Source organism: Chryseobacterium indologenes (assembly GCF_002025665.1).
Lineage (GTDB): Bacteria > Bacteroidota > Bacteroidia > Flavobacteriales > Weeksellaceae > Chryseobacterium > Chryseobacterium metallicongregator.
The window spans coordinates 3,752,367-3,777,089 of record NZ_CP018786.1; the positions used below are offsets into that span (position 1 = coordinate 3,752,367).

Below are 24,723 nucleotides of genomic sequence, written 5' to 3' on the forward strand. Positions count from 1 at the left end.
TCGTTCAGAATGACATAGGAATCAATTAAAAATGGAACAGAAGAAAATATTGATTATCACCTATTACTGGCCTCCTGCGGGAGGTCCTGGTGTTCAAAGATGGCTGAAGTTTGCAAAATATCTACCTGATTTTGGTTGGAAACCGATCATCTATACTCCGGAAAATCCAAGCTATCCATTGCTGGACGAAACATTGATGAAAGATGTTCCGGAAAACATCGAGATGGTAAGAACCAAAATCTGGGAACCTTATCAGCTTGCTGAAAAACTGAATAAAAGCAATAAAAAATTCAAAGCAGGACAATTTGATGTAGGTAAAAATCAAAGCTGGAAATCCAAACTTTCGATTTGGGTAAGAGGTAATTTTTTCATTCCTGATGCCAGAGTTTTTTGGGTAAAACCATCCGTTACATTTCTGGAAAAATACCTGAAAGAAAATAAAATAGATACAATCGTTACTTCCGGCCCACCTCACTCACTTCATCTGATTGGTTTGGGACTTAAAAGCAAAATGCCAGATCTGAAATGGATTGCCGATTTCCGTGATCCATGGACAGAAATTTCTTATTATAAGCATCTGAAATTAACCAAAAGTTCAGATAAAAAACATCGTCAATTGGAAAGTTCTGTATTTAAGAATGCAAATATCACTTTGGCTACAAGTTATACTGATGCTGAAAATTTCAGAAAAGCAGGAGCTAATGCAGTTTGTATCACAAATGGATTTGATGAAAGTGATTCAGGCAAAAAAGTGGAAAGACAAAAGGGTGAAAACAAATTCACCTTAAGCTATATCGGGGTTTTGGAACAGTTGAGAAATCCTGAAAATCTATGGAAAGTACTCGACGAATTGGTGAAAGAAAATCCTGAATTTGCAGCTGATTTTAAGCTGAAATTTGTAGGAAGAATAGATGATAAAATCCTTCAGACTATAGAAAATTCAAGTCTGAAAGATCATATTCTGAATCTTGGGTATCTGGCTCATGGGAAAGCTGTAGAAGAAATGCAAAACTCAGATATTCTTCTTATCACTAATTTCCCGAATGATTCTTCAAAAGGTATCATCCCTGGAAAAATATTTGAATATCTGGCTTCAGGAAAACAGATTCTGTCTTTCGGTCCGGATAAAGCGGATGCAGCAAAAATTCTGGAAGAAACGCAGGCAGGAAAACATTTTAATTATCAGGATGCAGAAACTATCAAAAAGTTTATTCTTGAAAAATATGAGCTGTGGAAAAATGACAGCCTTCTTGAAAACACCCAGCATATTGAACAATTCTCAAGAAAAAATCTTACTCAGCAACTGACTGAAGTTTTGAAATAAAAAGAGAGAGAAAGTTAGAAGCTGGAAGTTTATTCCATTTCCCTGCTTCTAACTTCTAAATTCTAGCTTTTATATTGTCCATTGGTCATTCACAACAGCAATCAGATAATATTTACCCTGAAATTCTTCAAATACAAAACGAACGGTTTTCCAATCCATTTCGCTATATTTTTCGGTTCCTTTGATATAATTTTCGGTGAAATCAGCTTTAGGATAAATCTCTTTTAAATTATTCAGAGAATTCCCTCCACCTATAAATTTATTCAGTGAATATTGTGATGTTGTAAAATCTTTAGAAAACACCCACTTACCAAGATAATCATTGATTGTTGCTTTATAAGGATCCCCTGAACCGTCATGTGCGCCCCAGGTAAACAAGGTTTTGGTAGGCTGATATTTTTCAAAATCTGCTTTAGAAAAATGTTTATCTTCCTTCAGATTAACAAAAGCATACATTGAAAACCGGATTCCTTTTTCCGGATGAATCAAGGATGCAAAAGTTGCATAATCTTTAGCTTTCAGCGCTTTCAAAACCTCATCATTGGTTTGCTTTAAAACCGCTTCTTTATTAGGATTATTCTGAATGGTGTCTGTAGTGGCTGTTTTATTTTGTGCGATGGAATCTATTTCACTGGGAACAGGTTTCCCTACTTCTTTCTTACAGGCAACAACAATACTCATAGCGAAAACCGCAATCAATAATTTTTTCATATTTTACATTTTGAAATTGGTAAAAAACACCAAAACTGATGCCAAGCAGTAAATGATGTAAAGAGATAAAGACTATGAGACTTGATGGGTTTTGCCTTCTCATTTTAAAAATTACATCGTACATTTGTTAGATGGAAATGTTGGATATTCTGATTATCGGGGCCGGACCCATCGGTTTGAACTGTGCCCTTGAAGCTCAAAAAAACAATCTCAGTCATATAATTATAGAAAAAGGAACTATTGTCAATTCACTATACAATTACCCTTTATATATGCGTTTCTTCTCTACTGCAGAAAAACTGGAAATTGACGAAGTGCCATTTATTTCTACTGCTCCAAAGCCTGGAAGACAGGAAGCTCTGGAATACTATCAGGGCATTACAAGACAAAAAAATCTGAATATCAATCTTTATGAAAGAGTTTTGAATGTCCTGAAAAAGGATGAAATATTTGAGATCAAAACTACCAAAGCAATCTATCAGGCTAAAAATGTAGTTATTGCTACCGGATTCTATGATATTCCCAATCTCATGAATATCCGAGGCGAAAATCTTCCAAAAGTTAAGCATTATTATACAGAACCTTATCCATATGCAAAACAGAAAATTGTTGTTGTAGGATCAAGCAATTCGGCTGTAGATGCAGCATTAGAAACCTACAGAAAAGGAGCTGAAGTAACCATGATTGTCCGTCATGCTGAGATTTCAAAAAGTGTAAAATATTGGGTAAAGCCAGATATAGAAAACAGAATTGCAGAAGGCAGCATTAAGGCTCATTTTAATGCAGAAATGATCGAAATTAAAGAAAATTCTGTGATTTTTAAAGATGAGAAAGGAGAAACACACGAAGTTGAAAATGATTTCGTACTGGCTATGACGGGTTATCTTCCGGATTTTGATTTTCTTAGAAATTCAGGGATTGAACTTCATGGAGATTGTATGAATCCTTTTTACCATCCTGAAACCATGGAAACCAATATTTCTAATCTCTATCTTGCAGGAGTAGTTTGCGGAGGAAAAGACACTCACCTCTGGTTCATTGAAAATTCCAGGGTTCATGCGAATATGATCATCAATTCGATTATTTCAAAATTTTAATCGTAAACGACTAAGATATATTAAAAAGGCTTCGGGCAATTTCTACGAAATTGCCCGAAGCCTTTTATTTTAAAATTCATCAATCAAAACCATTATATCATCTCTTCTTCAGCTTTATTTTTATCTTTAAGCATCCACGGAATGATAAAATAAAAACCAATGGCAATAAATACGGCAAGCAGTCCGGTTCCGATCCATAATACATTGAATCCTAATTTTTCGGCAATGAGTGTTCCTATATAAGGTGTAATGATAAATGCAATGGAAAATGATATCCCGTTCAATCCCATGTAAGCCCCTTTATTGTGCTCTCCCGAGCGTAATGCTGTAATTGTAGACATAAATGGAAGTGTCCATATTTCTCCTACACAAAGTAAGGTCATAGACAGCACAAGGGTAATCATACTGTAATCAAACGCCAGCATTGCATAGGAAATACCACACAGGAAAGTCCCGAACAGCATTGTAAAAGCTAAAGTAAAATATTTCTCAGCGATTTGTACCAGTCCCATTTCAAGCAGTACGATCAGAAAACCGCTATATCCCAAGATATATCCAATGTTTTGCTGACTTAAATGTGCTGTATCCTTATAAAATATCGTCAGAGTACTGAACAACTGGAAGAAACATATGGAAAACAACATACAGAATACACAGTAAATCAAAAATTTACCATCGCGGTAAGGCGAACTTTCTTTTTTAATAATGATAACTTCTTTTACTTTTTTCGCTTTCTCTTTCGCCAGTCTTGCACGGTCTTTGAAGAACCAGATATACATCAATCCCGCCAGCAAAGCAGCTAGTGCATTACTGAAAAACAGAAATTCATAAGAAATAGCTGACAAAATACCACCCAGCGCAGGACCAATTGAAAACCCAAGATTTACAGCCATACGGTTTAGAGAGAAAGCTCGGGTGATATTTTCAGGTTTTGCATATTTGGTAATTGCCACGGAGTTTGCCGGACGGAAAGTTTCACTTACAATACTTTGGGCTAAAATAATTCCTGCCAGGCCAGCTTCTGTTGTAAAAAGCGGAATTAAACAAAATAAAGGAACACTGAGCAATAAACTCAGACTCTGTACCCTATATTCCCCTATTTTATCCGTAATCATTCCTCCCAGCCAGGATCCGATAACGGAACCTATACCGAAAAAGCTCAGTACAATTCCTGAATTTTCAATACTGAAATGTAAATGATTGGTCATATAAACTCCCAAAAACGGAAGCACCATAGAACCGGCTCTGTTGATGAGCATTACCAACGCCAGCATCCAACTCTCTTGCGAGAGTCCTTTAAAAGAACTCGTATATACGTTAATTAGTTTCACAATAATATTTTGGAGGGGAAATTCGAAAGTGCAAAATTAGATAAAAATAACCCAAAAACCCTTGTTTAAACCCTGTTTTTATAAATAAAGTCTATAAAAACAGACCATCATCTGTATCCTTAAAAAACATTTTTTTTTTACTATATAAAACTCTAAGAGCTTTATAAAAATCGTAAATTGCAGTAACAACAGGTATTTTGAGCTAAAAAAGACTCTAAAACATAATAAAAACTTAACCAATACGTAAGAATGATAACCTACGAAAATTTGCATGATACCCTATCTTTTTACAGTATTGACTGCCGCCAATCTTATTATATTTCTTCAGGAAAACCCATTTTTGAATTTCCCAAAGCGCCTTTCAGAATGGATTATTATGCACTCTGCATTTGTACCGCAGGAGAAATCAATATTGAGATAGACCGTCAGAAATATAAAGTGGATGTTCACAGTTTTTTGATGGCAGCTCCTTCCACCATTGTAAAGTTTGGAAAAACCAGTGATGATTTTACGATGAAACTGTTGTTTTTTGACAAGAATTTTCTGATTAAAAATATCTCTAATCCTTTCATCATCGAGAAAATGAATCTTTTTTCCAAAGGTTCGTACAGCATTGTAAAAACGTCTGCAAAAAATTCTTCGCAGCTGCAAAATCTTCTGGATTATCTTGATAAAAAATCGAAGAAACAGGGAAAATTTACAGAAGAAATTATCCGTACCATTATTTTCAATCTGTTGTTGGAGACGGCTGAGATTATGGAACATCAAAACACATCAAATCCGGCAAAAGAAGAAGGAAAAAAAGATCTTTATCTGAAGTTCAGTAAGTTGATCAGAGAAAATATCAACAGGGAACGAACCGTTCAGTTTTATGCAGACCAGCTCCATGTTTCCAATAAATACCTCATAGAAATCATAAAAAAAGCAAGCGGAAAAACACCTCATGAAGTGATTGATGAAGCCTTATTGAAAGAAGCCTTTGTCATGCTCGGAAATCCTGATATAACGATTTCGGAAGTTGCATTTGAACTCCAGTTCAATTCTGCTTCGGCATTCGGCCGTTTCTTTAAAAAACATACTACGCTTTCCCCTTCAGAATACAGGATTAAAGAAAATATTCAGTCATGAGAATTTGGGGATAATAATTCTGAACTTGGGGATATATATTGCTTTGTGAATAGAGCTACCTTTATACTGTTAATTAAAAACAATACAAAATGAGTACGATCAATTCAAAATTCGACAAAGTTTTAAATGCCTCTGAGCAGTTTGGAAAAGTGAACCACGAACCGGATTCAAGTAAAGAAGTTCAGATTAACACTCCTGAAAAAACTATGCCTTTCTCCGACCAGATCGGAAACTATCAACGTAATAAAGGAATTCCTTTACAGTCTTACGAAAACAGTAAAATCTATATTGTAGGAAGCGGAATTGCCGGTATGTCTGCCGCTTATTATTTTATCCGTGACGGCCGTGTACCGGGCAAAAACATTATTTTCCTTGACCAGCTGAATGTTGAAGGCGGATCTCTGGATGGAGCCGGTAATGCAAAAGATGGTTACATCATCCGTGGGGGTAGAGAAATGGATATGACTTATGAAAATTTATGGGATATGTTCCAGGATATTCCTGCTCTGGAGCTACCTGCACCCTACAGTGTCTTGGATGAATACCGCCTTGTTAATGACAACGACCCAAATTATTCTAAAGCAAGACTAATCCACAACCAGGGACAAATTAAAGATTTCAGCAAATTCGGTTTGGAGAAAAAAGATCAGCTGGCAATTGTAAAATTGCTGTTAAAGAAAAAAGAAGAGCTGGACGATCTTACCATTGAAGATTATTTTTCTGAATCATTCCTTAACAGTAATTTCTGGTTCTTCTGGCGTTCTATGTTTGCCTTCGAAAACTGGCACAGCTTACTGGAATTGAAGCTGTACATGCACAGATTCCTTCATGCTATTGACGGAATGAAAGACTTCTCATGCCTGGTTTTCCCAAAATACAACCAATATGATACCTATGTAACACCACTCAAAAACTTCCTGGTAGAAAAAGGGGTACAAATCCAGTTTAATACTTTGGTAAAAGATCTTGACATTCACATCAATACAGAAGGAAAAACAGTAGAAGGTATTATTACAGAACAGAACGGAGAGGAAGTAAGAATTCCAGTGGGTAAAGAAGATTACGTTATCGTAACTACCGGATCGATGACTGAAAGTACTTTCTACGGCGACAACAATACCGTTCCTGAAGTGACAATAGATAACAGCAATGCCGGACAAAGTGCAGGATGGAAGTTATGGAAAAACCTGGCTGCAAAATCTGAAATATTCGGAAAACCTGAAAAATTCTGTAGCCATATTGAAAAATCTTCATGGGAATCTGCTACATTAACCTGTCGTCCTTCTGCTTTTACAGAAAAACTGAAAGAACTGTGTGTAAATGATCCTTATTCAGGAAGAACAGCTACAGGTGGTATTATTACCATTACAGACTCTAATTGGGTGATGAGCTTTACCTGCAACAGACAGCCTCACTTCCCTACTCAGCCGGATGACATCCTTGTAGTATGGGTATACGCTTTACTGATGGATAAAGAAGGGAATTACATTAAAAAAACAATGCCTCAGTGTACCGGAAACGAGATTCTTGCCGAGCTGTGTTATCACCTTGGAATGACTGATCAACTGGATAATGTCATAGAAAACACCATTGTACGTACAGCATTCATGCCTTACATCACTTCTATGTTTATGCCGAGAGCGATGGGAGACCGTCCGAGAGTAGTTCCTGAAGGATGTACCAACTTAGGCCTTGTAGGGCAGTTTGTAGAAACCAATAATGATGTTGTCTTCACTATGGAAAGCTCTGTGAGAACGGCGAGAATAGCTGTTTACAACCTTCTTAATCTCAACAAACAAGTTCCGGATATCAATCCGTTACAATATGACATCCGACATTTATTAAAAGCTACCCAGGCTTTGAATGACTATAAGCCTTTCTTAGGAGAAGGAATTTTAAGAAAAATATTAAAAGGAACTTATTTTGAACACATCCTTGTAAACCGTCCGGAAGAAAAAGAAGAACACGAGTCTTTCTTAACCAGATTTCAGGAATGGGTAAAAGGAGTAAAAGACTAAAAATAAATCTCATGGATTTTAAAAATATAACGATAGCAGGAAGTGGTGTATTGGGATATCAGATCGCCTTCCAGACTGCCTATCACGGTTTCAACGTTACCGTATATGATATCAATGATGAAGTATTGGAAAAAGCCAAAGGTAAATTCACTGCGTTAAGTGAAGCTTACCAGCAAGATTTGGGAGCAACAAAGGAACAACTTGATGCCACATTTAAAAATATCAATTATTCATCAGACCTTGCTGAAGCGGTGAAAGATGCCGATCTTTTGATAGAAGCAGTTCCTGAAGATCCGACTATCAAAACGGAATTCTACCATAAGCTGGCACAGGCAGCCCCTGAAAAAACAGTATTCGCAACGAACTCTTCTACGCTTCTTCCAAGCCAGTTTGCTGAAGATACAGGCAGACCGGAGAAATTTGTAGCCCTTCATTTTGCCAATGAAATCTGGAAGCATAATACCGGAGAAGTGATGCGTCACCCTGGAACTTCGCAGGAAGTATTTAATTCAGTTATCCAATTTGCAAAAGATATTGGAATGGTAGCATTACCTATTCAGAAGGAACAACCTGGATATATTGTCAATTCACTATTGGTTCCTTTGCTTGGTGCAGCTGTCAATCTTTGGGTTGATGAAGTATCAGATATAGAAACAATTGATAAGACATGGATGGTAGCTACAGGAGCACCTGCAGGACCTTTTGGTATTCTGGATGTTGTGGGAATTACAACGGCATATAATATCAATAAAATGGAAGCTGAAGAAACTCAGGACCCATTAAAGATCAAAGCTGTAGAAAAATTAAAAGAAGATTATATTGCCAAAGGAAAACTGGGAGTACTGACCGGGGAAGGATTTTATAAATATCCCAATCCTTCATATCGCGACAAAGATTTTCTGAAATAGAATCTTATACTTCAGATTTTAAACTATTAAGAAAGCAGGCCTTATTATAGGTTCTGCTTTTTGTTTAAGATTGATTCTCTTCTAAAATATCTGTTGGAAAACGCAAAGGCGCAAAATAATTTTTCCGAAACGTTTTAAAGCGCAAGGATTTTATCTCCGATAAAATTGAACACTGTTGATTTCTAAAGTTAAAAATATTGATTGATTAGATTGTATTACACTTGCTGGAAATCTTCGGTTTCCTTGCTCCTTAAATATTCACCCATGTATAAAATTCTTAGCGCCTTTGCGTTTTCCAACAAAAAAAGCAGAACTTCAATGAAGTCCTGCTTTATGTATTATATATTTCCGAAAATTATTCCGGTTTAAAAGAATCTTTTAACGTTACTGTACGGTTAAATACCAAAGTATCTTCTGTAGAATCCTGATCTTTTGTAAAGTATCCGATTCTCTGGAACTGTAATGGCTCTCCAACAGCAACATCTTTCAGGCTTGGCTCAGCAAATCCTTTTACCGTTGCTACAGATTCAGGATTGATGAAGTTTAAGAAGTCTACATCTTTTTCAGCGTCAGGCTGTTCCACTGTAAACAGTTGGTTGTAGATTCTTACTTCTACAGGAATAGCATGCTTCGCAGATACCCAATGTAAAGTTCCTTTTACTTTTCTCAAACTTTCTTCTGTTCCGCTTCCTGACTTACTCTTCTCATCATAAGTAGCATAAATGGTAGTAATCTCACCATTTTCGTCCTTCTCTACTCTTTCAGCTTTTATGATGTAAGCAGATTTCAAACGAACTTCGCCACCTAATTTAAGTCTGAAGAATTTATTGTTAGCTTCTTCTTTGAAGTCTTCACGTTCTATATAGATTTCTCTTGAGAATGGTATTTCTCTTGTTCCTGCATTTTCCTGTTCAGGATTATTCTCAGTTTCTAACCACTCTTCTTTGTCTTCCGGGTAGTTTTCGATCACCAATTTTACAGGATCTACCACTGCCATTACACGCTTGGCAACCTTATTCAGATCTTCACGTACACAGAAGTCAAGCAACTGGATTTCGATAAGATTTTCTCTTTTCGCTACTCCTACTTTCTCAATAAAGTTTCTGATAGAAGTAGGAGTAAATCCTTTTCTTCTCATCCCTGAGATAGTTGGCATTCTAGGATCATCCCATCCCGTCACTACTCCCTCAGCTACCAATCTTTGCAGCTTTCTTTTGGAAGTAATCATATAGGAAACATTCATCCTTGCAAATTCTCTCTGCTTGTTTTTAACATTTCCTTCTTCGTAAACCTGATCTAAATACCAGTTATACAAAGGTCTGTGATTTTCAAACTCCAAAGAACAAAGTGAATGCGAGATTTGTTCGATATAATCAGATTCACCATGAGCCCAGTCGTACATTGGATAAATTTTCCATGCTGTACCGGTTCTGTGGTGAGGCTTATTCAAAATTCTGTACATCACAGGGTCACGCATATTCATGTTGGGTGAAACCATGTCAATTTTTGCACGAAGAGACATTGAACCACTTTCAAATTCTCCGTTTTTCATCCTTTCGAATAAATCTAAAGATTCTTCAACAGGACGGTTTCTGTATGGAGATTCAATTCCCGGTTCTGCAGGATTTTTTCTCTGTTCAGTAATTACTTCAGAAGGCTGCTCGTCTACGTAAGCTTTTTCTTCTTTAATTAACTGAACGGCCCAATCGTAAAGCTGCTGGAAGTAATCGGATGCGTACAAAACTTTATCCCATTTGAAACCTAACCATTCAACGTCTTTCATGATAGAATCTACGAATTCCTGTTCTTCTTTTTCAGGGTTCGTATCATCGAAACGAAGGTTTACGGGAGCATTGTATTTTTCACCCAGACCAAAGTTGATGCAGATCGCTTTTGTATGCCCTACATGCAGATAACCATTAGGTTCAGGTGGAAAACGGAAACGGATCTGATCTCTTTTCAAACCGTTTGCCAAATCATCTTCTATAATTTGCTCAATAAAATTGAGTGATTTTTTTTCTTCTTCCATTAAAGTAGCTTTTATTTTTTTGCAAAAAAAGTTTCACAAAGTTACGGAAAAATAAGCTTTTGTAAAAGTGATAATTTAAAAGCCTTATGTATTGTATTTCAATATTTTTCACTAATTTCGGGATGCTAATACCATTTTAACCAATTAACCGTCATGGCCGTTTATATCTTAAGCAACCGGAAAATTATCCGGCACAAAGGCGAAAGAGTAGACTCTTTTTCCAATGAAGAATACTCGATTCCTAATTTCAGGATCGCCAAGTGCGATTTTGACAATTATAAGGAACCTACCGCACAGGTCAAAAAGAAGAAAGATTATACCAACAGAAATATTCTGAATTACAAGCTCTTTTCCGAACCCGAAAAACAAGGGTATGAAGAAGTCTTAGATGTTCTGTTAAATGAAAAAGGAATCAAAAAATCCTCTCTTACAGCCAATAATCTTGGCGGAACCCAAAGAATGTTTTATGAATTGTACAAAAATATGTCTTCTACCAAAGACAGAAGTGATGTACTGATATTCATCCATGGTTATTTGTATGATTTTGATGATGAATTAAAGGCCATACTTGATCTAAAAAAAATATTCATTGATAATCCGGCATCTCCTGTAGAGCATATCTTATTTGTCAGTTGGCCCGCTTCCGGCAGTATGATCCCTTTGAGTTATTTTGATGATAAGGCTTCCAGCATCAATTCCGGAACTTCTCTGGTAAGATTGTTTTATTTCTATACTCAGTTTTTAAAAGATATTTTTTCTAACCGAGATCTTGCTCCCTGCAATCAAAGAATACATCTTATGGCTCACTCTATGGGAAACAGAGTCCTTCAAAGTATGTTATACAGCCTTAAGAGAGAGAATATACTGCGCGTTATTGACCAGGTTCTCCTGTTGAATGCGGATGTGAGTTACAAAGTGTTTGAAGATTCTGAGGATTCATTCAATAAACTGCCATTATTAGCCAACCGGATTTCTATTTACTTAAACAGACAGGATATTATTCTGGGGGCTTCTCAGTTTACCAAAAATATTCTTACCCCAAGGCTTGGTAAAAATGGACCAAGTGATATTGCTCATTACAAAGATATTGTGTCTATCATTGACTGTACCTTTGTAAAGGATGATCTTCTCAACAGTCTTAAATATGAAGTAGGAAATCATTGGGGATACCTTTCCAGCTCGCAGGTACAGAAAGATATCTTTCAAAATTTAAACGGAATTGACAGAAATCTTATCACCAACAGATCAAAGGATAACGAAAATATTTTCACAATTATTTCTTAACAAATAATTAAAATAATTCTTAAAAAATGAACTCTGTGTTAAAATTAGCCTCAATTTACAGTATGGCACAGAGATTGCTAATTCAAACGTTAGGGAATTACAATTTTTTATTATGGGACAGATTAAAAAAAGGTTTTCTGATATATTAAACTATATCAAGAAAGCCATCTTCGTAAAAGATGTGATTTAACTGAGTAACAACCTCTAAATCAACAAAATATTCGATACACAACTACTACATCCTCATAAAGACCGGATTAAAAATATCCCTCACCTATTCTGCATAGGAAGGGATTGCTAAATTGAAAAACCGGAACCATTACCTTTAGATTTTAAACAATACAAGCTTTTTAGTAAAATTGTTAAATATTACTAAATAATTCCCCATGTGTTGTATAATTAAAAAAAGTTATCGACATTTACTTACCAATCAAATAAAATCAATAACATGAAAAATCTAAAGAAAATCAAAAGAGGAGAATTAAAATCCATCAAAGGAGGAAGACCACCTCTTGGATGCAACAGCTGGAATCCGGTTGCTATGTGCTGCAGATCATGGGCACCTGACTATTGTGGGCAAACTACTTGTCCAGATTCACCTCCACCATTATGCTAATTAATTTTTAACAGTTATATTTTGAACCACAGCAGCTCATTTCTGAGTTCTAAATCGGATTCAAAATTATTGACAAATAAAGCTCCAGTGCCTAAACCTTGAGGCATTGGATTTTTTTTAGTAAAGGTATACTGAGCAATAGCATTTAAGCCGATATTACTTTCCAAAGCTGAAGTAATCCACCAGCCTATATTCTGATTTTCTGCTAGAGAAATCCATTCATCTGAACCAGAAAATCCTCCCACTAAAGCAGGTTTTAGAATAATATACTGAGGATTTATCGTTTCTAAAAGTTGTTTCTTTTTTTCAGGATCAATAATTCCGATCAGTTCTTCATCCAATGCAATGGGAGTAGGTGTTTTTGCACATAGTTCAGCCATATCATTCCAATTTCCGGCTTTAATAGGCTGTTCAATAGAGTGAATATGAAGATCAGCAAGCTGCTGTAACACAATGACCGCTTCCTCTTTACTGAATCCACCATTAGCATCCACACGAAGTTCCAGCTGATCTTTGGAGAACTTTTCTCTTAATTTCTGGAGAATAACATGCTCAGATTTCCAATCGACACCAATTTTTAATTTGATACAATGGAAACCTTTTTCCAGTTTCTCCTGAATCTGTTCTTCCATATATCCAGCATCGCCCATCCATATCAGCCCGTTGATGGTAATAGCAGATTTTCCTTCGGTAAATTCACCAGGAAAATAAAGACTGTCTCCATATTTCAGATTCTGAACTGCCTGCTCGTATCCAAACCAGATGGAAGGAAACTCTTTCAGTTCTTCTTTTAAAAAAGCTGTATCCTGATTGATATTTTCACAAAGCCACTTCAGTTTTTCTTCGTAATCAGGTCGGTCATCAAAACTCAGTCCTCTGAAAATGGCACATTCCCCTACTCCTTTTTTTTCGTTTTCCGAAACTGTAAGAATATAGGTTTCTTTATCAAGCAAAACGCCGCGAGATGTTCCACTCGGGCGTTTAAATTGTAATAAATATTGTAAGTACGTTGCTTCCATTTATTTTACGCTGTCGATACGCATAAATTCTTCTGCTTTCTCCACCATTTCAATGCTTCCGCAGAAGAAAGGAATTCTCTGGTGAAGTTCTGTAGGTTCTATTTCCAGAATTCTTCTGAATCCGTCTGTTGCTTTTGCTCCGGCTTGTTCAGCAAGGAATGCCATTGGATTACATTCGTATAAGAGTCTTAATTTACCATTTGGAGCCTGTGAATAAGAAGGATAAATATAAATCCCTCCTTTCAGCATATTTCTATGGAAATCTGCAACTAATGAACCGATATATCTTGAAGTGTAAGGACGATCACCTTCTTCCATCTGGCAGTACTTAAGGTAGTTTTTTACTCCCTGAGGAAATTTGATATAGTTTCCTTCGTTAATAGAATAGATCTTTCCTGTTTTTGGGAAAGTCATGTTAGGATGAGAAAGATAATAGGTTCCCAAGGATGGATCCAATGTAAATCCGTTTACCCCATTTCCTGTTGTATAAACAATCATGGTAGATGAACCGTAAATAACATATCCCGCTGCAATCTGATTGATTCCTTTCTGTAAAAAGTCTTCCAGCTGCACTGGAGTTCCAGGTTCGGTAACTCTTCTGTAGATAGAGAAAATAGTTCCTACGGAAACATTTACATCAATATTGGAAGATCCGTCTAAAGGATCGATCAGTACAACATATTTACTTAAATGACCATTTTCACCGCATTTGATATCAATAAAATCATCATTTTCCTCAGAAGCAATACCACAAACAACCTCTCTTTGAGACAAAGCCGTAATAAAAATTTCATTAGCGATTACATCCAGTTTTTGCTGCTCTTCTCCCTGAACGTTTTGGTTTCCCGCAGCTCCTGTAATATCTACAATTCCCGCTTTATTTACTTCTCTGTTTACCACTTTCGAAGCCAATCTTATTGCACTTAGAAGACGAGAAAATTCACCTGTAGAATATTGAAAATCGTCCTGTTTATCTATAAGAAATTCTCCTAAAGTCTGTAATGGTTGATTTGACATATTTTTCTTTTTACGTTTTGCCCAAATTTCGGAAAATTTATCGCATTAAGAAAATTTAATTAAAAAAGAGGTTAATCACTGTATTTCAACTAAATACAAACACAACATAACATAATACCAGATCTTTATTGAAAATTAAGTCTCCAAATTTGTTACATCAGACTCGCGAAAAATTAAAATTATTTCATTATTTGTTGATTTTAAGGAAATCTTAATTCTATCTCCTCACTAGGCTATTTCATATCTCGTTGTAAATTTATAATTTTGACGTCCGTAAAAAACTCATGTAATTTTTTATCTAACAATTTTATTTTTAACAATTTAATGAAAATTTTCAAGTTTGGTGGAGCATCGGTAAAAGATGCTGACAGTGTAAAAAACGTGTCCATGGTTCTAAAAAGCCAGGGATTTGCCAAATGTTTGCTGGTAATTTCAGCAATGGGCAAGACGACAAATGAGTTGGAAAAAGTTGTAGAACTTTATTTCAAAAAAGATAACTATCAAACTGAGATTGAAAAGATAAAACGAAAACACATGGAGATTGCGGAAGGACTATTTCCTGAAAATCATGCGGTTTTTGCTGAAATCAATCTCTTTTTTGATGATATTGATTCTTTTTTACGAAGAAATAAATCTCCTAATTACAACTTTGTGTATGATCAGGTGGTAAGCTGCGGAGAAATGATTTCTACTAAAATTGTGAGTGAGTATCTGAATGAGATCCAATTTACGAATCAGTGGCTGGATGCCAGAGATTATGTAAAAACGGATAATTCTTACAGAGAAGGTACGGTAGACTGGACAAGAACAGAAGAATTTATTTCTCATCTTAATCCTGAAATCTGCTATGTAACTCAGGGATTTATCGGTTCTGACGACAATAATTTTACGGTGACGTTAGGAAGAGAAGGATCTGACTATTCAGCTGCTATTTTTGCATATTGCTTAAATGCTGAAGCAATGACGATCTGGAAAGATGTACCTGGAGTAATGACCGGAGATCCGAGAAAGTTCAGTGATGTAACTCTTCTTTCCAATATTTCTTACGAAGAAGCAATTGAGATGGCTTACTATGGAGCAAGTGTTATTCACCCAAAAACATTACAGCCACTTCAACAAAAAAATATTCCTTTTTATGTAAAATCTTTTGTAGATCCTACTAAAGAAGGAACAAAAGTAGGTGCTTCCGAAAAAAACCAACAGGAAGAATCTTATATTCTAAAAGAAAACCAGGATCTTTTGAAAATCTCTACAAGAGACTTCTCTTTCATTGCAGAAGATCATATGAGCCTGATTTTCGGATTTTTATCTAAATATAAGATCAAAGTTTCCCTGATGCAGAATTCTGCGATCTCTCTGGCATTGTGCCTTGAGGATAAATTTAACCATCTTGATGAGCTCAACGAAGAGCTTCAAAAAATTTTTAAAACCGAAGCAATTAAAAATGTATCTTTATTCACAGTAAGAAATGCGAAGAAGGATCACATTGATAAATTTTACCATGAAAAAAATGTATTATTGGAACAAATCTCCAAGAATACTCTTCAAATGGTAACACAATAATATTAATTGCGACTAAACACACATGAGTTTAATTTCGAAAAACGATCTGATCAAAGCTTCCGGCTTAAGTAAACTTGGGTTCCTCAAGAACCCAGTAGCATCTGCTGTGATGAGCATTGCTAAAATAAACGAAGTAAATAAATTATACGATAAATTAAAAGACAAGGAAGGCAAAGACTTTTTCGACTCATTTGTGAGAGAAAGAAACCTAAGCTATGTAGCTTTTGAAGAGGATCTGGCAAAGATTCCGAAAACGGGACCATTTGTTTTGGTTTCCAATCACCCGCTGGGTGCTATTGACGGGATTCTGATGTGCAAGGTCTTATCAGAGGTTCGTCCGGATTTTAAGGTAATGGGAAATTTCCTTTTGGAAAAGATCAAACCTATGGAGCCGTATGTAATCGCTGTAAATCCTTTTGAAAACAGAAAAGAAGCTTACAGCAGCTCTTCAGGAATGCGTGAAACACTCAAGCATTTACAAAACGGAGGCTGCGTAGGTATTTTTCCGGCAGGAGAAGTTTCCAACAAGAACAATCCTTACGGAGAAATTTTAGATAAGGAATGGGAAAAAACGGCACTTAAGCTTATCAGAATGGCTAAAGTGCCGGTAGTTCCTATGTATTTCCACGCTAAGAACAGCCGACTTTTTTATCAGGTGGCTAAACTTCACCCGAATTTGCAGACTCTTATGCTTCCAGCAGAAATGATGAATGACAGGGAAAAACCTATCAGAATCAGAATCGGGCGTCCTATTACCGTAAAGGCAATGGACGAAATGGAAACGATTGAGGAGTTGGGAGAGTTTTTGAAACGCAAGGTTTATATGATGAAATCTTACTATGAAAAGAGAAAATCCCTTGCTCAAAGTATCAATCTCCAGAATTTATCTGTCAAATTTCCTTTATTGAAGGAAGAAAACATTGTTCAGAATATCATAGATGAAACTCCTCTTGAAGACATTATTAAAGATGTTGATAAATTGAGAGGAACGGATAAAATGCTGTTCAGTAACGGAAATTATGAGATCTACTTTACGACTTATGAGGAAATTCCTTCTATTATGAGGGAAATAGGACGTCAGAGAGAGCTTACTTTCCGTGCGGTAGGTGAAGGAAGTAATCTTCCGTTTGACCTGGATGAATATGATAAACATTACCACCATCTTTTCCTTTGGGATAATGGGGAGAAAAAACTGGCTGGAGCTTACAGAATGGCACTGGGTAGAGAGGTAATGAAGAAATACGGTATTAAAGGCTTCTATACAAGCTCTTTATTTGAGTTTGAGCAGGACATTCATCCTTTCTTCAAAAAGGTAATTGAAATGGGTCGTGCTTACATCTGTCAGGAATATCAGCAGAAACCACTTCCGCTTTTCCTTTTATGGAGAGGAATTGTACATGTATGCCTGAGAAATCCTGATCATAAATTCCTTATGGGTGGAGTGAGTATCTCGAATAAATTCTCAGAGTTCTCGAAATCACTGATGATTGAATTTATGCGTTCTAATTATTTTGATTCTGCAGTAGCTCAATATATCACTCCAAGGAATGAATACAAAGTAAAGCTTCGTGACAGGGATAAAAACATTTTCTTTGAGGAAATGGAATCTGACCTTAATAAACTGGACAAGATTATTGATGATCTTGAACCAGAATTGAGACTTCCTGTTCTGATCAAAAAATACATCAAACAAAATGCTAAAGTAATTGCTTTTAATGTTGATCCCAACTTTAATGATGCAATTGATGGATTGATGTATATCCGAATCAGTGATCTTCCGGAAAACACGATCAAACCTGTATTGGAAGAGATGAGTGAACAGATCAGAAAGGAGCAGGAAAATAATCCGGCTGATAATCAGTAAGTTTTAATTTTATTCAAAAAAAGTACGATGAATACTTGCTTTGTATACTAAAACTTACTACTTTTGCATCACTTTAAAACAACGAAGTAAGTCAAACAAAAATATAATGGTTTCTTAGCTCAGTTGGTAGAGCAATGGATTGAAAATCCATGTGTCCCTGGTTCGATTCCTGGAGAAACCACTTTAAAACCTCTAATTCATTTTAGAGGTTTTTTTGTTTTTTTATCTATGCCTATTTTCTTACGTCTACCCTCTTACTGCTCTAGTAAAATATAAACTTCGTTATTTATTTGTTCAAAAAATAAAAAATTAATCAAAATTATGGGAATTATTTCTTTCCTATTTAATGAGTAAAGCTTAATTTAGTAGGAGAAACCTAATACAAATACAATTATGAGAGTAAAATTATTAGCCAATACTTTTCTGGGTATTGCCACTCTGCTTATTTTTCAATCATGTGCAGAAACCCCTATGGCAACAGAGGACACCGTTGCAGCACAAAAAAATACATCAGCTTTAAAAAATACATCATCCTTCAACGTTCCGGTTGCAGGAAATTCTTTTTTAACGGTAAAACCATCGGGAGCCAGTGAAGTGATCACCTCTACTAACTTAGGGAACTGGACTAACTCCAATACTGTTATCAGTACTTATTTCAGAGTGAGTAATACAGGAACATTAAACCTTGGATTAAAAGCTTCTGTCCCATCAGGAACAAGTGTTGTAAAAATAACGGTAGGAAATACATCCAAAAATGTGACTCTAACAGGAGCTTCGAATAAAGAGTATACTGTTGGAGATTTTACCGTTTCTACTCCAGGCTATGTGAAAGTTGACCTTCAGGGAGTTTCAAAAACCGGAGGATATTTTGCAGATGTTACAGATATTACTTTCAGTGGAGCAGCTTCTACAGGAGCCAATATTTACAGCAATGATCCGTCATACTATTATTGGGCACGCAGAGGACCTTCCTGCCATCTGAACTATGTAGTTCCAACAACCAATAATGTTAGCTATTATTACAACGAAGTAACAGTTCCTGCAGGAGAAGACAAAATTGGCTCTTATTTTATGGCTAATGGCTTCAGTGCGGGCTATTTTGGAATGCAGGTGAACTCTGCCACAGAAAGAAGGATTTTATTCTCTGTATGGAGCCCATTTGATACTGACGATCCCAATAATATTCCTCCTGACCACAAAATTATTCTCAACAGAGCAGGTACCGGAGTAACTATTGGAGAATTTGGCAATGAAGGTTCGGGCGGACAAAGCTATTATAAATACAACTGGAGTGCCGGGCAAACCTATAAATTCTTATTAAAAGGGGAACCGGATGGCAGCGGAAAAACAGACTTCACCGCCTGGTTTTTATTTCCGGATACTACCACATGGAAGCTAATCGCCAGCTGGAAGAGACCCCAAACCAGCACTTACCTTAAAAGCTTCTATAGTTTCGTTGAAAATTTCAATCCCGAGAATGGATATCAGGGCAGAAAAGCAGAATTTAAAAATCAATGGGTAAGAACTTCCGCTAGTAACTGGATTGCCATTTCAGGAGCAAAGTTTAGTGTGGATAATACCTACAATGCACAGCAAAGAATAGATGCAATGGGAGGAACAAGCGGTAATGCTTTCTTTTTACAAAATGGAGGATTCTTTAACACAACTGTTGTGCCTGGCTCACAGTTTTCTGTTACCGCACCTACACAAGCTCCTAATATCAATTTTTCAACCCTTCCTTAGCATTTTATCCTAAAAATAATCAGCCAGTTACTTTAAATAAGAGCTGGCTTTTTTATTATTCTGTTTCATGGTCTATACTTGCCTGAACTCGGTGTAAACTTTCTTTTAAATCAGAAAGTCCATAATATTTATTTTTATGAAATACTAAGATGATTTTTTTATCTTTTACAACACTATTATAAAGTAAACTTTCAGCATTCCATATGGCATTCCCAGAATTAACCCCAGCAAAATTCAAATAAAATGGATCAACTGTATTCCCAATATAAGCAAGAATTTTATATTTTTCTTCTGATGTAAACTTGGTATTATCTTTCAATGCATATCCAAAATTCTCTAAAGCATTCAAAAGCCTATTTTCGTCTGATTTTGTGTGCTCTTTTATATACTTTAACAAGTCAACTCTTATTTCTAATTCTCCCTTACAATTTTTAACAAAAATAATATCACCAATATCAGAGGAATTTTGAAAATTACTCAAATAGTCATTCATCGTCAAATCATTGAACTTTGGTTCTTTAGTATATCCAAAAGTTTTTACCATTAATTTAATAAAACTTATATCATTACTTATCAACCAGTCAACATAAGATTTATTATCATTAAACAGGTACATATTTCTAGCAACAATTGTTTTAATATTTTGCTTCCTTATATTTTTTAAATCAGCTATATCTTTCCAGTAATATATTTTCACCTCTGCTGCATGATTATTATTCTCAGCATCTTTTTCATATTGCAATAATTCAGAATCTTTAGTATAATCCAGTATTTCAGGGATGTTGTATAAATCCGAAATGAAAAGTCCATTTTTAAAAACATACGTACTGTATGGATTAACATCAATACTATTTGAGTTTTTAAAAAGATTAAAGTCTTTTGAACATTTATCTTCAAAATTAATATGCAAATACTTTGACTCTGATCTCGGATCAATTATCCTATTGAATACTTTATTGACCATATTAGCAAAGTCTTCTTTATCTGGCTTTTTGTATCCATTGTCTTCTAATTCTTTTGATATGATAGATTCTGTAGCTTCTAAATCTTTTAATGTAAATTGATAGGTTGGATAATCTGTTTCACTTTTTTCTCCACTTACTCCAGCTGACAGCTGTGATTTAAGAACAGGTAGAAAAGCGTTTTTTATGCCCAATAACATATTTTGTGAATAAAATTCACTCGATATTAAGATAGCCAGAGAAATTATAATCTTCTTTATCATTGTTGTGTTTTTAAAATAAAAGCACAGTTAAATTTAACTGTGCTTTATATATTATTTTTTAGGATGTTGTTTTCTCCATTCTGTATAGTCCATAGGTTGGTATCCTGAACCGCAGCTTCCTTCATATTCGCACTCGCCTACATAATAAGCATCATAATCTGTATTATCCCACCACTCTTTAAATTTTGGAAGACTGAAAAAATTATTTTCTTTTATAACCTTGAAATCAGCATCATTCAAAAAATAACGAAGTCTAGCCATCATCTTATTATCATCATTAAATTTTTTATCATAATTATACTGTTCAGCAAAATATGCCAAGTTAGCCATTAGTTTTAATTTTTCATTTCTTGTAAGATCAGTGGATTTATCACGTCCCAAAAATTCTAAATAGCTTTTGATATTATCAATAATAAATCTATTTTCAGATGGGTCATTAGGTATATGAATTTTTTGTAAAAGCTTGAAGGTATCTGCATGCAGTTTGAATTTTCCATTACACACTTTAACCCAAAAAAGCTTACCAAAATCCCGAGGATCCTTTTCATCAAACTTTGTTCTTTCAGTAACCCATTTTAATAAATCAGGATCTTGTGTATACCCGAAAGTTTTTACTAAACTCTCCATGAAATTTTGATCATTTAAAATAAGCCATTTGAATTGTGGCTTACTATCATTAAAAAGGTACATATTACGGGCAATAATATATCGTGGAACTTTAATTTTAAAAGAATTATCACCATTAATATTTATTAGTTCCTTTAATAAAAGCATTGGAAAAATAAATTGTTTATTAGTATTAATGAAAGTATTCTGAGTAGTTGAATAAAGTTCATACTTATTTTGTTCAAGTGTCATAGGATTGCCATCAGGATGATTACCAAATACTGTTATGTACCCATTCGTTTGATCGATACTCACGCATTTATTAGAACTATGACTGATTGAAAAAATAGTTTCAATTTTATTTTTAAAGGATTCAGCTTTTGGTTCAATATAACTGTTACTGATCAAATCATCATAGATAATAGAAGAAGCTAATTTTAGATCTTCTACATTCAAATTATAAGGATCATCATATTCCACTTCATCAGACTCAATTTTTTCTTGTAGTTTAATATGTTTTTTAATGTTTTCAACATCAATTTTGCTATCTAAATTTTCTGATTTTGCATATTGTCTATTTGCAGTGCTCATATTATTGTCTTGTCCCTTATAGTTACAAGCAATCAATAGTAGAATAATTGTGAAAACATTTGAAATTTGTATCATTAATTATGAATTTAATCCGGAGCGCCTACACTATCAAATCCCTCTGCGTAACTAATTACTTCTTTTAAATTTGAAAGATTATAATAATTATTTTTCTGCATTTCTTCTTTTAACTTAGGCCATTTAATCTTACTTCTTGAATCATCTTCAAAATATGCTCCTAAAATATTCCATCTAGGATCCCAGCCATCCTGATTCCTATGATTTTTTTTGAACAGGAAATCATAAGTATTTGCAAGATAAGCTACCATTTTAATTTTTTCATTCTCTGAATAATTATTGTATTCATCTGTTTCTAATAATTTTGAACCAAACTCCATTAATCCATATAAATCTTTAGGATTTGAACTTTTTCGATAAGCATCAGTCAAACTTTGTAATATTCCATCTCGTTCTTCTAATTCTTTATTACAATTTTTAGCAAATACAAGTTCACCTATTTTATATTGATCTTTAGATTGAATATATTCATTAATAAGCATTTCATTAAATTTTGGTTCTTTATCGTATCCAAAAAACTTGATAAGATTTTTAATGAAAACTTGATCATTCTGTACCAGCCATGCCGTGTATGATTTATTATTATTAAACAGGTACATATTTCTAGCAACAATTGTTTTAATACTTTGTTTCCTTATATTTTTTAAATCAGCTATATCTTTCCAATAACATATCTTGACATCTGCTATATGATTATTATTCTCAGCATCTTTTTCATATTGCAATAATTCAGACTCTTTAGTATAGTCCAGTATTTCAGGGATGCTGTATAAATCTGAAATGAAAAGTCCATTTTTAAAAATATACGTACTGTATGGATTAACATCAATACTATTTGAGTTTTTAAAAAGCTTAAAGTCTTTTGAACATTTATCTTCAAAATTAATATGCAAATACTTTGATTCTGATCTCGGATCAATTATTCTATTGAATACTTTATTGACCGTATTATCAAAGTCTTCTTTACCTGGCTTTTTGTATCCATTGTCTTCTAATTCTTTTGATATGATAGATTCAGTGGCTTCTAAATCTTTTAATGTAAATTGATAGGTTGGATAATCTGTTTCACTTTTCTCTCCACTTACTCCGGCTGACAGCTGTGATTTAAGAACAGTTAGAAAAGCGTTTTTTATGCCCAATAACATATTTTGTGAATAAAATTCACTCGATATTAAGATAGCCAGAGAAATTATAACCTTCTTTATCATTGTTGTGTTTTTAAAATAAAAGCACAGTTAAATTTAACTGTGCTTTATATATTATTTTTTAGGATGCTGTTTTCTCCATTCTGTAATATTCATAGGTTGGTTATCTGGACCGCAAGTACCGTTGTACTCACATTCTTCAACAAAATATTCATCATAGTCAGCGTTATCCCACCATTCTTTAAATTTTGGAAGGTTGAAATAATTATTTTTCTGTAAAATATTTACTTCCTCCTGATCTAAAAAGAATCTTAACCTTCCCATCATTTTAGAGTTATCTCCATAGCCTGAAACAAATCTTTTATCATACTTATATTGTTCAGCAAAATAAACAATATTTGCAAGTATTTTCACTTTATCTTCCTTTGAAATGCCAGTTTCTTTGTTATTAAAATCAGCAAAATATTCAAGATATCCTTTAATATGATCAAGTAAAAATCTATTCTGATTTGACATATCGTTTGTTATATCTGGAGTATAAATTTCTTGTAAAGTTTTAAAAGTATTAGCATGGATTTTTACTGTTTCATCACATTGCTTTACCCAAAACAACTTTCCATAGTCTTGTGGATCGTTTTTGTTAAACTTCGTTCTTTCAATAACCCACTTCAACAAATCAATATCCTGAGTATAGCCAAAAGTTTTTACTAAACCATCCATAAAATATGAATCATTAAGGGTAAGCCATTTGTATTGAGACTTATTATCATTAAACAGATAAAGATTACGCGCAATTAATGTTTGTATATTTTTCTTTCTCTGCTCCTTCAGATTGGACGTATCTTTCCATAAATATTTCTTAACTTCATTGCCATTTGCATCTTTATAATTTTTAGAAGCCAAATTTTCTTCCTGAGCTGCTTCACTATATGTTTTTTGATAATCAATAATCGTGGGAAGTGGATAAAGATCAGTAATAAAGTTCTGATTTTTAACTACGAATATCCCATTATTTTCTGCATCATTTGGAAAGAAATTCAGCTCCTTATCACACTTATCAATAAAATTGATATAAAGAAATTTACTTATTGAATTTTTATCAATAGTCCGGTTAAAAATCTGTTTTATTTTATTATTAAACTCTTCATTACTGATAGCTTTATAACCATTATCTAGAAGTAATTGGTTCAGTATTGGAGTTGTTACTTCCAAATCTTTATCGGAATACTTGTATGGATTATCAAAAGAAGGTATTCCGTATTCTAACTGTTTTTTTAGCATAGTATTAACATCTTGATTAAATTGCAGACCTGCTGAACTTTCTGTAATAGTTGTCACATTCTTATTACTTTCAACTTTTTTATCCTGACATGATACAAAAGCGGAAGAAATAAAAAGCAGGCTCATTAAAATTCTATATTTCATTTTC

Annotated in this window: 19 protein-coding genes and 1 tRNA gene; 11 read left to right on the forward strand and 9 right to left on the reverse strand. The window is 34.4% G+C overall.

What is annotated here, in order from left to right; genetic code table 11:
* Positions 1-31 precede the first annotated feature (31 nt).
* On the forward strand, positions 32-1,324 hold the full coding sequence (locus BUE84_RS17040) for a glycosyl transferase family 1 (RefSeq protein WP_079242727.1): 1,293 nt from the start codon (positions 32-34) through the stop codon (positions 1,322-1,324).
* A gap of 69 nt (positions 1,325-1,393) precedes the next feature.
* Here BUE84_RS17040 and BUE84_RS17045 read toward each other — a convergent pair whose 3' ends face one another.
* A complete protein-coding gene (locus BUE84_RS17045) occupies positions 1,394-2,035 on the reverse strand; it encodes a hypothetical protein (protein ID WP_079242728.1) in 642 nt (213 codons plus the stop codon).
* 131 nt (positions 2,036-2,166) lie between these two features.
* Between BUE84_RS17045 and BUE84_RS17050 the strand changes: the two genes are divergently transcribed.
* On the forward strand, positions 2,167-3,132 hold the full coding sequence (locus BUE84_RS17050) for a YpdA family putative bacillithiol disulfide reductase (RefSeq protein ID WP_079242729.1): 966 nt from the start codon (positions 2,167-2,169) through the stop codon (positions 3,130-3,132).
* 92 nt (positions 3,133-3,224) lie between these two features.
* Here the strand turns inward: BUE84_RS17050 and BUE84_RS17055 are convergent, their stop codons facing one another.
* Positions 3,225-4,406, reverse strand: coding sequence for an MFS transporter (locus tag BUE84_RS17055; RefSeq protein WP_079242730.1), 1,182 nt, complete (start codon positions 4,404-4,406; stop codon positions 3,225-3,227).
* A 306-nt stretch (positions 4,407-4,712) separates the two neighbouring features.
* Between BUE84_RS17055 and BUE84_RS17060 the strand changes: the two genes are divergently transcribed.
* The 3 genes from BUE84_RS17060 (at position 4,713) to BUE84_RS17070 (ending at position 8,517) form a co-directional block, all read left to right on the forward strand.
* The gene (locus BUE84_RS17060; RefSeq protein ID WP_079242731.1) at positions 4,713-5,591 is read left to right on the forward strand and encodes a helix-turn-helix domain-containing protein; all 879 of its coding nucleotides are present in this window, start codon (positions 4,713-4,715) and stop codon (positions 5,589-5,591) included.
* A gap of 89 nt (positions 5,592-5,680) precedes the next feature.
* Positions 5,681-7,609, forward strand: a complete 1,929-nt coding sequence (locus BUE84_RS17065; protein ID WP_079242732.1) for an oleate hydratase — start codon at positions 5,681-5,683, stop codon at positions 7,607-7,609.
* Positions 7,610-7,620: 11 nt separating this feature from the next.
* Entirely contained in the window at positions 7,621-8,517 is an 897-nt protein-coding gene (locus tag BUE84_RS17070) for a 3-hydroxyacyl-CoA dehydrogenase (RefSeq protein ID WP_079243967.1), read from the forward strand.
* Positions 8,518-8,872: 355 nt separating this feature from the next.
* Here the strand turns inward: BUE84_RS17070 and BUE84_RS17075 are convergent, their stop codons facing one another.
* On the reverse strand, positions 8,873-10,546 hold the full coding sequence (locus BUE84_RS17075) for a glutamine--tRNA ligase/YqeY domain fusion protein (RefSeq protein WP_079242733.1): 1,674 nt from the start codon (positions 10,544-10,546) through the stop codon (positions 8,873-8,875).
* Positions 10,547-10,699: 153 nt separating this feature from the next.
* On the opposite strand from BUE84_RS17075, the gene BUE84_RS17080 reads away from it, so the two are divergent.
* Together BUE84_RS17080 and BUE84_RS24465 are read left to right on the forward strand one after the other, a co-directional pair.
* Positions 10,700-11,830, forward strand: coding sequence for an alpha/beta hydrolase (locus BUE84_RS17080; protein ID WP_079242734.1), 1,131 nt, complete (start codon positions 10,700-10,702; stop codon positions 11,828-11,830).
* 448 nt (positions 11,831-12,278) lie between these two features.
* On the forward strand, positions 12,279-12,446 hold the full coding sequence (locus tag BUE84_RS24465) for a bacteriocin-like protein (RefSeq protein ID WP_156106428.1): 168 nt from the start codon (positions 12,279-12,281) through the stop codon (positions 12,444-12,446).
* Between the two features lie 14 nt (positions 12,447-12,460).
* Here BUE84_RS24465 and BUE84_RS17085 read toward each other — a convergent pair whose 3' ends face one another.
* Both BUE84_RS17085 and fbp read right to left on the reverse strand, forming a co-directional pair.
* Positions 12,461-13,465, reverse strand: coding sequence for an o-succinylbenzoate synthase (locus BUE84_RS17085; RefSeq protein WP_079242735.1), 1,005 nt, complete (start codon positions 13,463-13,465; stop codon positions 12,461-12,463).
* Positions 13,466-14,482, reverse strand: a complete 1,017-nt coding sequence (fbp, locus tag BUE84_RS17090; RefSeq protein ID WP_034695188.1) for a class 1 fructose-bisphosphatase — start codon at positions 14,480-14,482, stop codon at positions 13,466-13,468. It lies immediately after the preceding gene.
* A 324-nt stretch (positions 14,483-14,806) separates the two neighbouring features.
* Between fbp and BUE84_RS17095 the strand changes: the two genes are divergently transcribed.
* From BUE84_RS17095 to BUE84_RS17110, 4 genes are all read left to right on the forward strand, one after another.
* Positions 14,807-16,045, forward strand: coding sequence for an aspartate kinase (locus BUE84_RS17095; protein ID WP_079242736.1), 1,239 nt, complete (start codon positions 14,807-14,809; stop codon positions 16,043-16,045).
* A 22-nt stretch (positions 16,046-16,067) separates the two neighbouring features.
* The gene (locus tag BUE84_RS17100) at positions 16,068-17,909 is read left to right on the forward strand and encodes a lysophospholipid acyltransferase family protein (protein WP_079242737.1); all 1,842 of its coding nucleotides are present in this window, start codon (positions 16,068-16,070) and stop codon (positions 17,907-17,909) included.
* 108 nt (positions 17,910-18,017) lie between these two features.
* A tRNA-Phe gene (locus BUE84_RS17105) sits at positions 18,018-18,090 on the forward strand.
* 212 nt (positions 18,091-18,302) lie between these two features.
* Positions 18,303-19,652, forward strand: a complete 1,350-nt coding sequence (locus BUE84_RS17110; protein ID WP_079242738.1) for a DUF3472 domain-containing protein — start codon at positions 18,303-18,305, stop codon at positions 19,650-19,652.
* Positions 19,653-19,707: 55 nt separating this feature from the next.
* Here BUE84_RS17110 and BUE84_RS17115 read toward each other — a convergent pair whose 3' ends face one another.
* The 4 genes from BUE84_RS17115 to BUE84_RS24870 are packed head-to-tail and all read right to left on the reverse strand — an operon-like array spanning position 19,708 to position 24,719.
* Positions 19,708-20,877, reverse strand: a complete 1,170-nt coding sequence (locus BUE84_RS17115; RefSeq protein ID WP_145953285.1) for a hypothetical protein — start codon at positions 20,875-20,877, stop codon at positions 19,708-19,710.
* Positions 20,878-20,928: 51 nt separating this feature from the next.
* A complete protein-coding gene (locus BUE84_RS24865) occupies positions 20,929-22,149 on the reverse strand; it encodes a hypothetical protein (RefSeq protein WP_238594280.1) in 1,221 nt (406 codons plus the stop codon).
* A gap of 11 nt (positions 22,150-22,160) precedes the next feature.
* Positions 22,161-23,357: a hypothetical protein gene (locus BUE84_RS17125; RefSeq protein ID WP_145953286.1), complete on the reverse strand. Its 1,197-nt coding sequence runs from the start codon at positions 23,355-23,357 to the stop codon at positions 22,161-22,163.
* Positions 23,358-23,408: 51 nt separating this feature from the next.
* Positions 23,409-24,719 (reverse strand): hypothetical protein, encoded by a 1,311-nt coding sequence (locus BUE84_RS24870; RefSeq protein ID WP_238594281.1) that lies wholly within the window; start codon positions 24,717-24,719, stop codon positions 23,409-23,411.
* Between the last annotated feature and the right edge of the window lie 4 nt (positions 24,720-24,723).

Bases quoted from the DNA above. Each gene is read 5' to 3' on its own strand.
- BUE84_RS17040 (WP_079242727.1), top strand. From the start codon at position 32: ATGGAACAGAAGAAAATATTGATTATCACCTATTACTGGCCTCCTGCG.
- BUE84_RS17070 (WP_079243967.1), top strand. From the start codon at position 7,621: ATGGATTTTAAAAATATAACGATAGCAGGAAGTGGTGTATTGGGATAT.
- BUE84_RS17045 (WP_079242728.1), bottom strand. From the start codon at position 2,035: ATGAAAAAATTATTGATTGCGGTTTTCGCTATGAGTATTGTTGTTGCC.
- BUE84_RS17085 (WP_079242735.1), bottom strand. From the start codon at position 13,465: ATGGAAGCAACGTACTTACAATATTTATTACAATTTAAACGCCCGAGT.
- BUE84_RS17055 (WP_079242730.1), bottom strand. From the start codon at position 4,406: ATGCTGGCGTTGGTAATGCTCATCAACAGAGCCGGTTCTATGGTGCTT.
- BUE84_RS17125 (WP_145953286.1), bottom strand. From the start codon at position 23,357: ATGATAAAGAAGGTTATAATTTCTCTGGCTATCTTAATATCGAGTGAA.
- fbp (WP_034695188.1), bottom strand. From the start codon at position 14,482: ATGTCAAATCAACCATTACAGACTTTAGGAGAATTTCTTATAGATAAA.
- BUE84_RS17080 (WP_079242734.1), top strand. From the start codon at position 10,700: ATGGCCGTTTATATCTTAAGCAACCGGAAAATTATCCGGCACAAAGGC.
- BUE84_RS17110 (WP_079242738.1), top strand. From the start codon at position 18,303: ATGAGAGTAAAATTATTAGCCAATACTTTTCTGGGTATTGCCACTCTG.
- BUE84_RS17095 (WP_079242736.1), top strand. From the start codon at position 14,807: ATGAAAATTTTCAAGTTTGGTGGAGCATCGGTAAAAGATGCTGACAGT.
- BUE84_RS17050 (WP_079242729.1), top strand. From the start codon at position 2,167: ATGGAAATGTTGGATATTCTGATTATCGGGGCCGGACCCATCGGTTTG.
- BUE84_RS17100 (WP_079242737.1), top strand. From the start codon at position 16,068: ATGAGTTTAATTTCGAAAAACGATCTGATCAAAGCTTCCGGCTTAAGT.
- BUE84_RS24870 (WP_238594281.1), bottom strand. From the start codon at position 24,719: ATGAAATATAGAATTTTAATGAGCCTGCTTTTTATTTCTTCCGCTTTT.
- BUE84_RS17060 (WP_079242731.1), top strand. From the start codon at position 4,713: ATGATAACCTACGAAAATTTGCATGATACCCTATCTTTTTACAGTATT.
- BUE84_RS17065 (WP_079242732.1), top strand. From the start codon at position 5,681: ATGAGTACGATCAATTCAAAATTCGACAAAGTTTTAAATGCCTCTGAG.
- BUE84_RS17075 (WP_079242733.1), bottom strand. From the start codon at position 10,546: ATGGAAGAAGAAAAAAAATCACTCAATTTTATTGAGCAAATTATAGAA.
- BUE84_RS24865 (WP_238594280.1), bottom strand. From the start codon at position 22,149: ATGATACAAATTTCAAATGTTTTCACAATTATTCTACTATTGATTGCT.
- BUE84_RS17115 (WP_145953285.1), bottom strand. From the start codon at position 20,877: ATGATAAAGAAGATTATAATTTCTCTGGCTATCTTAATATCGAGTGAA.
- BUE84_RS24465 (WP_156106428.1), top strand. From the start codon at position 12,279: ATGAAAAATCTAAAGAAAATCAAAAGAGGAGAATTAAAATCCATCAAA.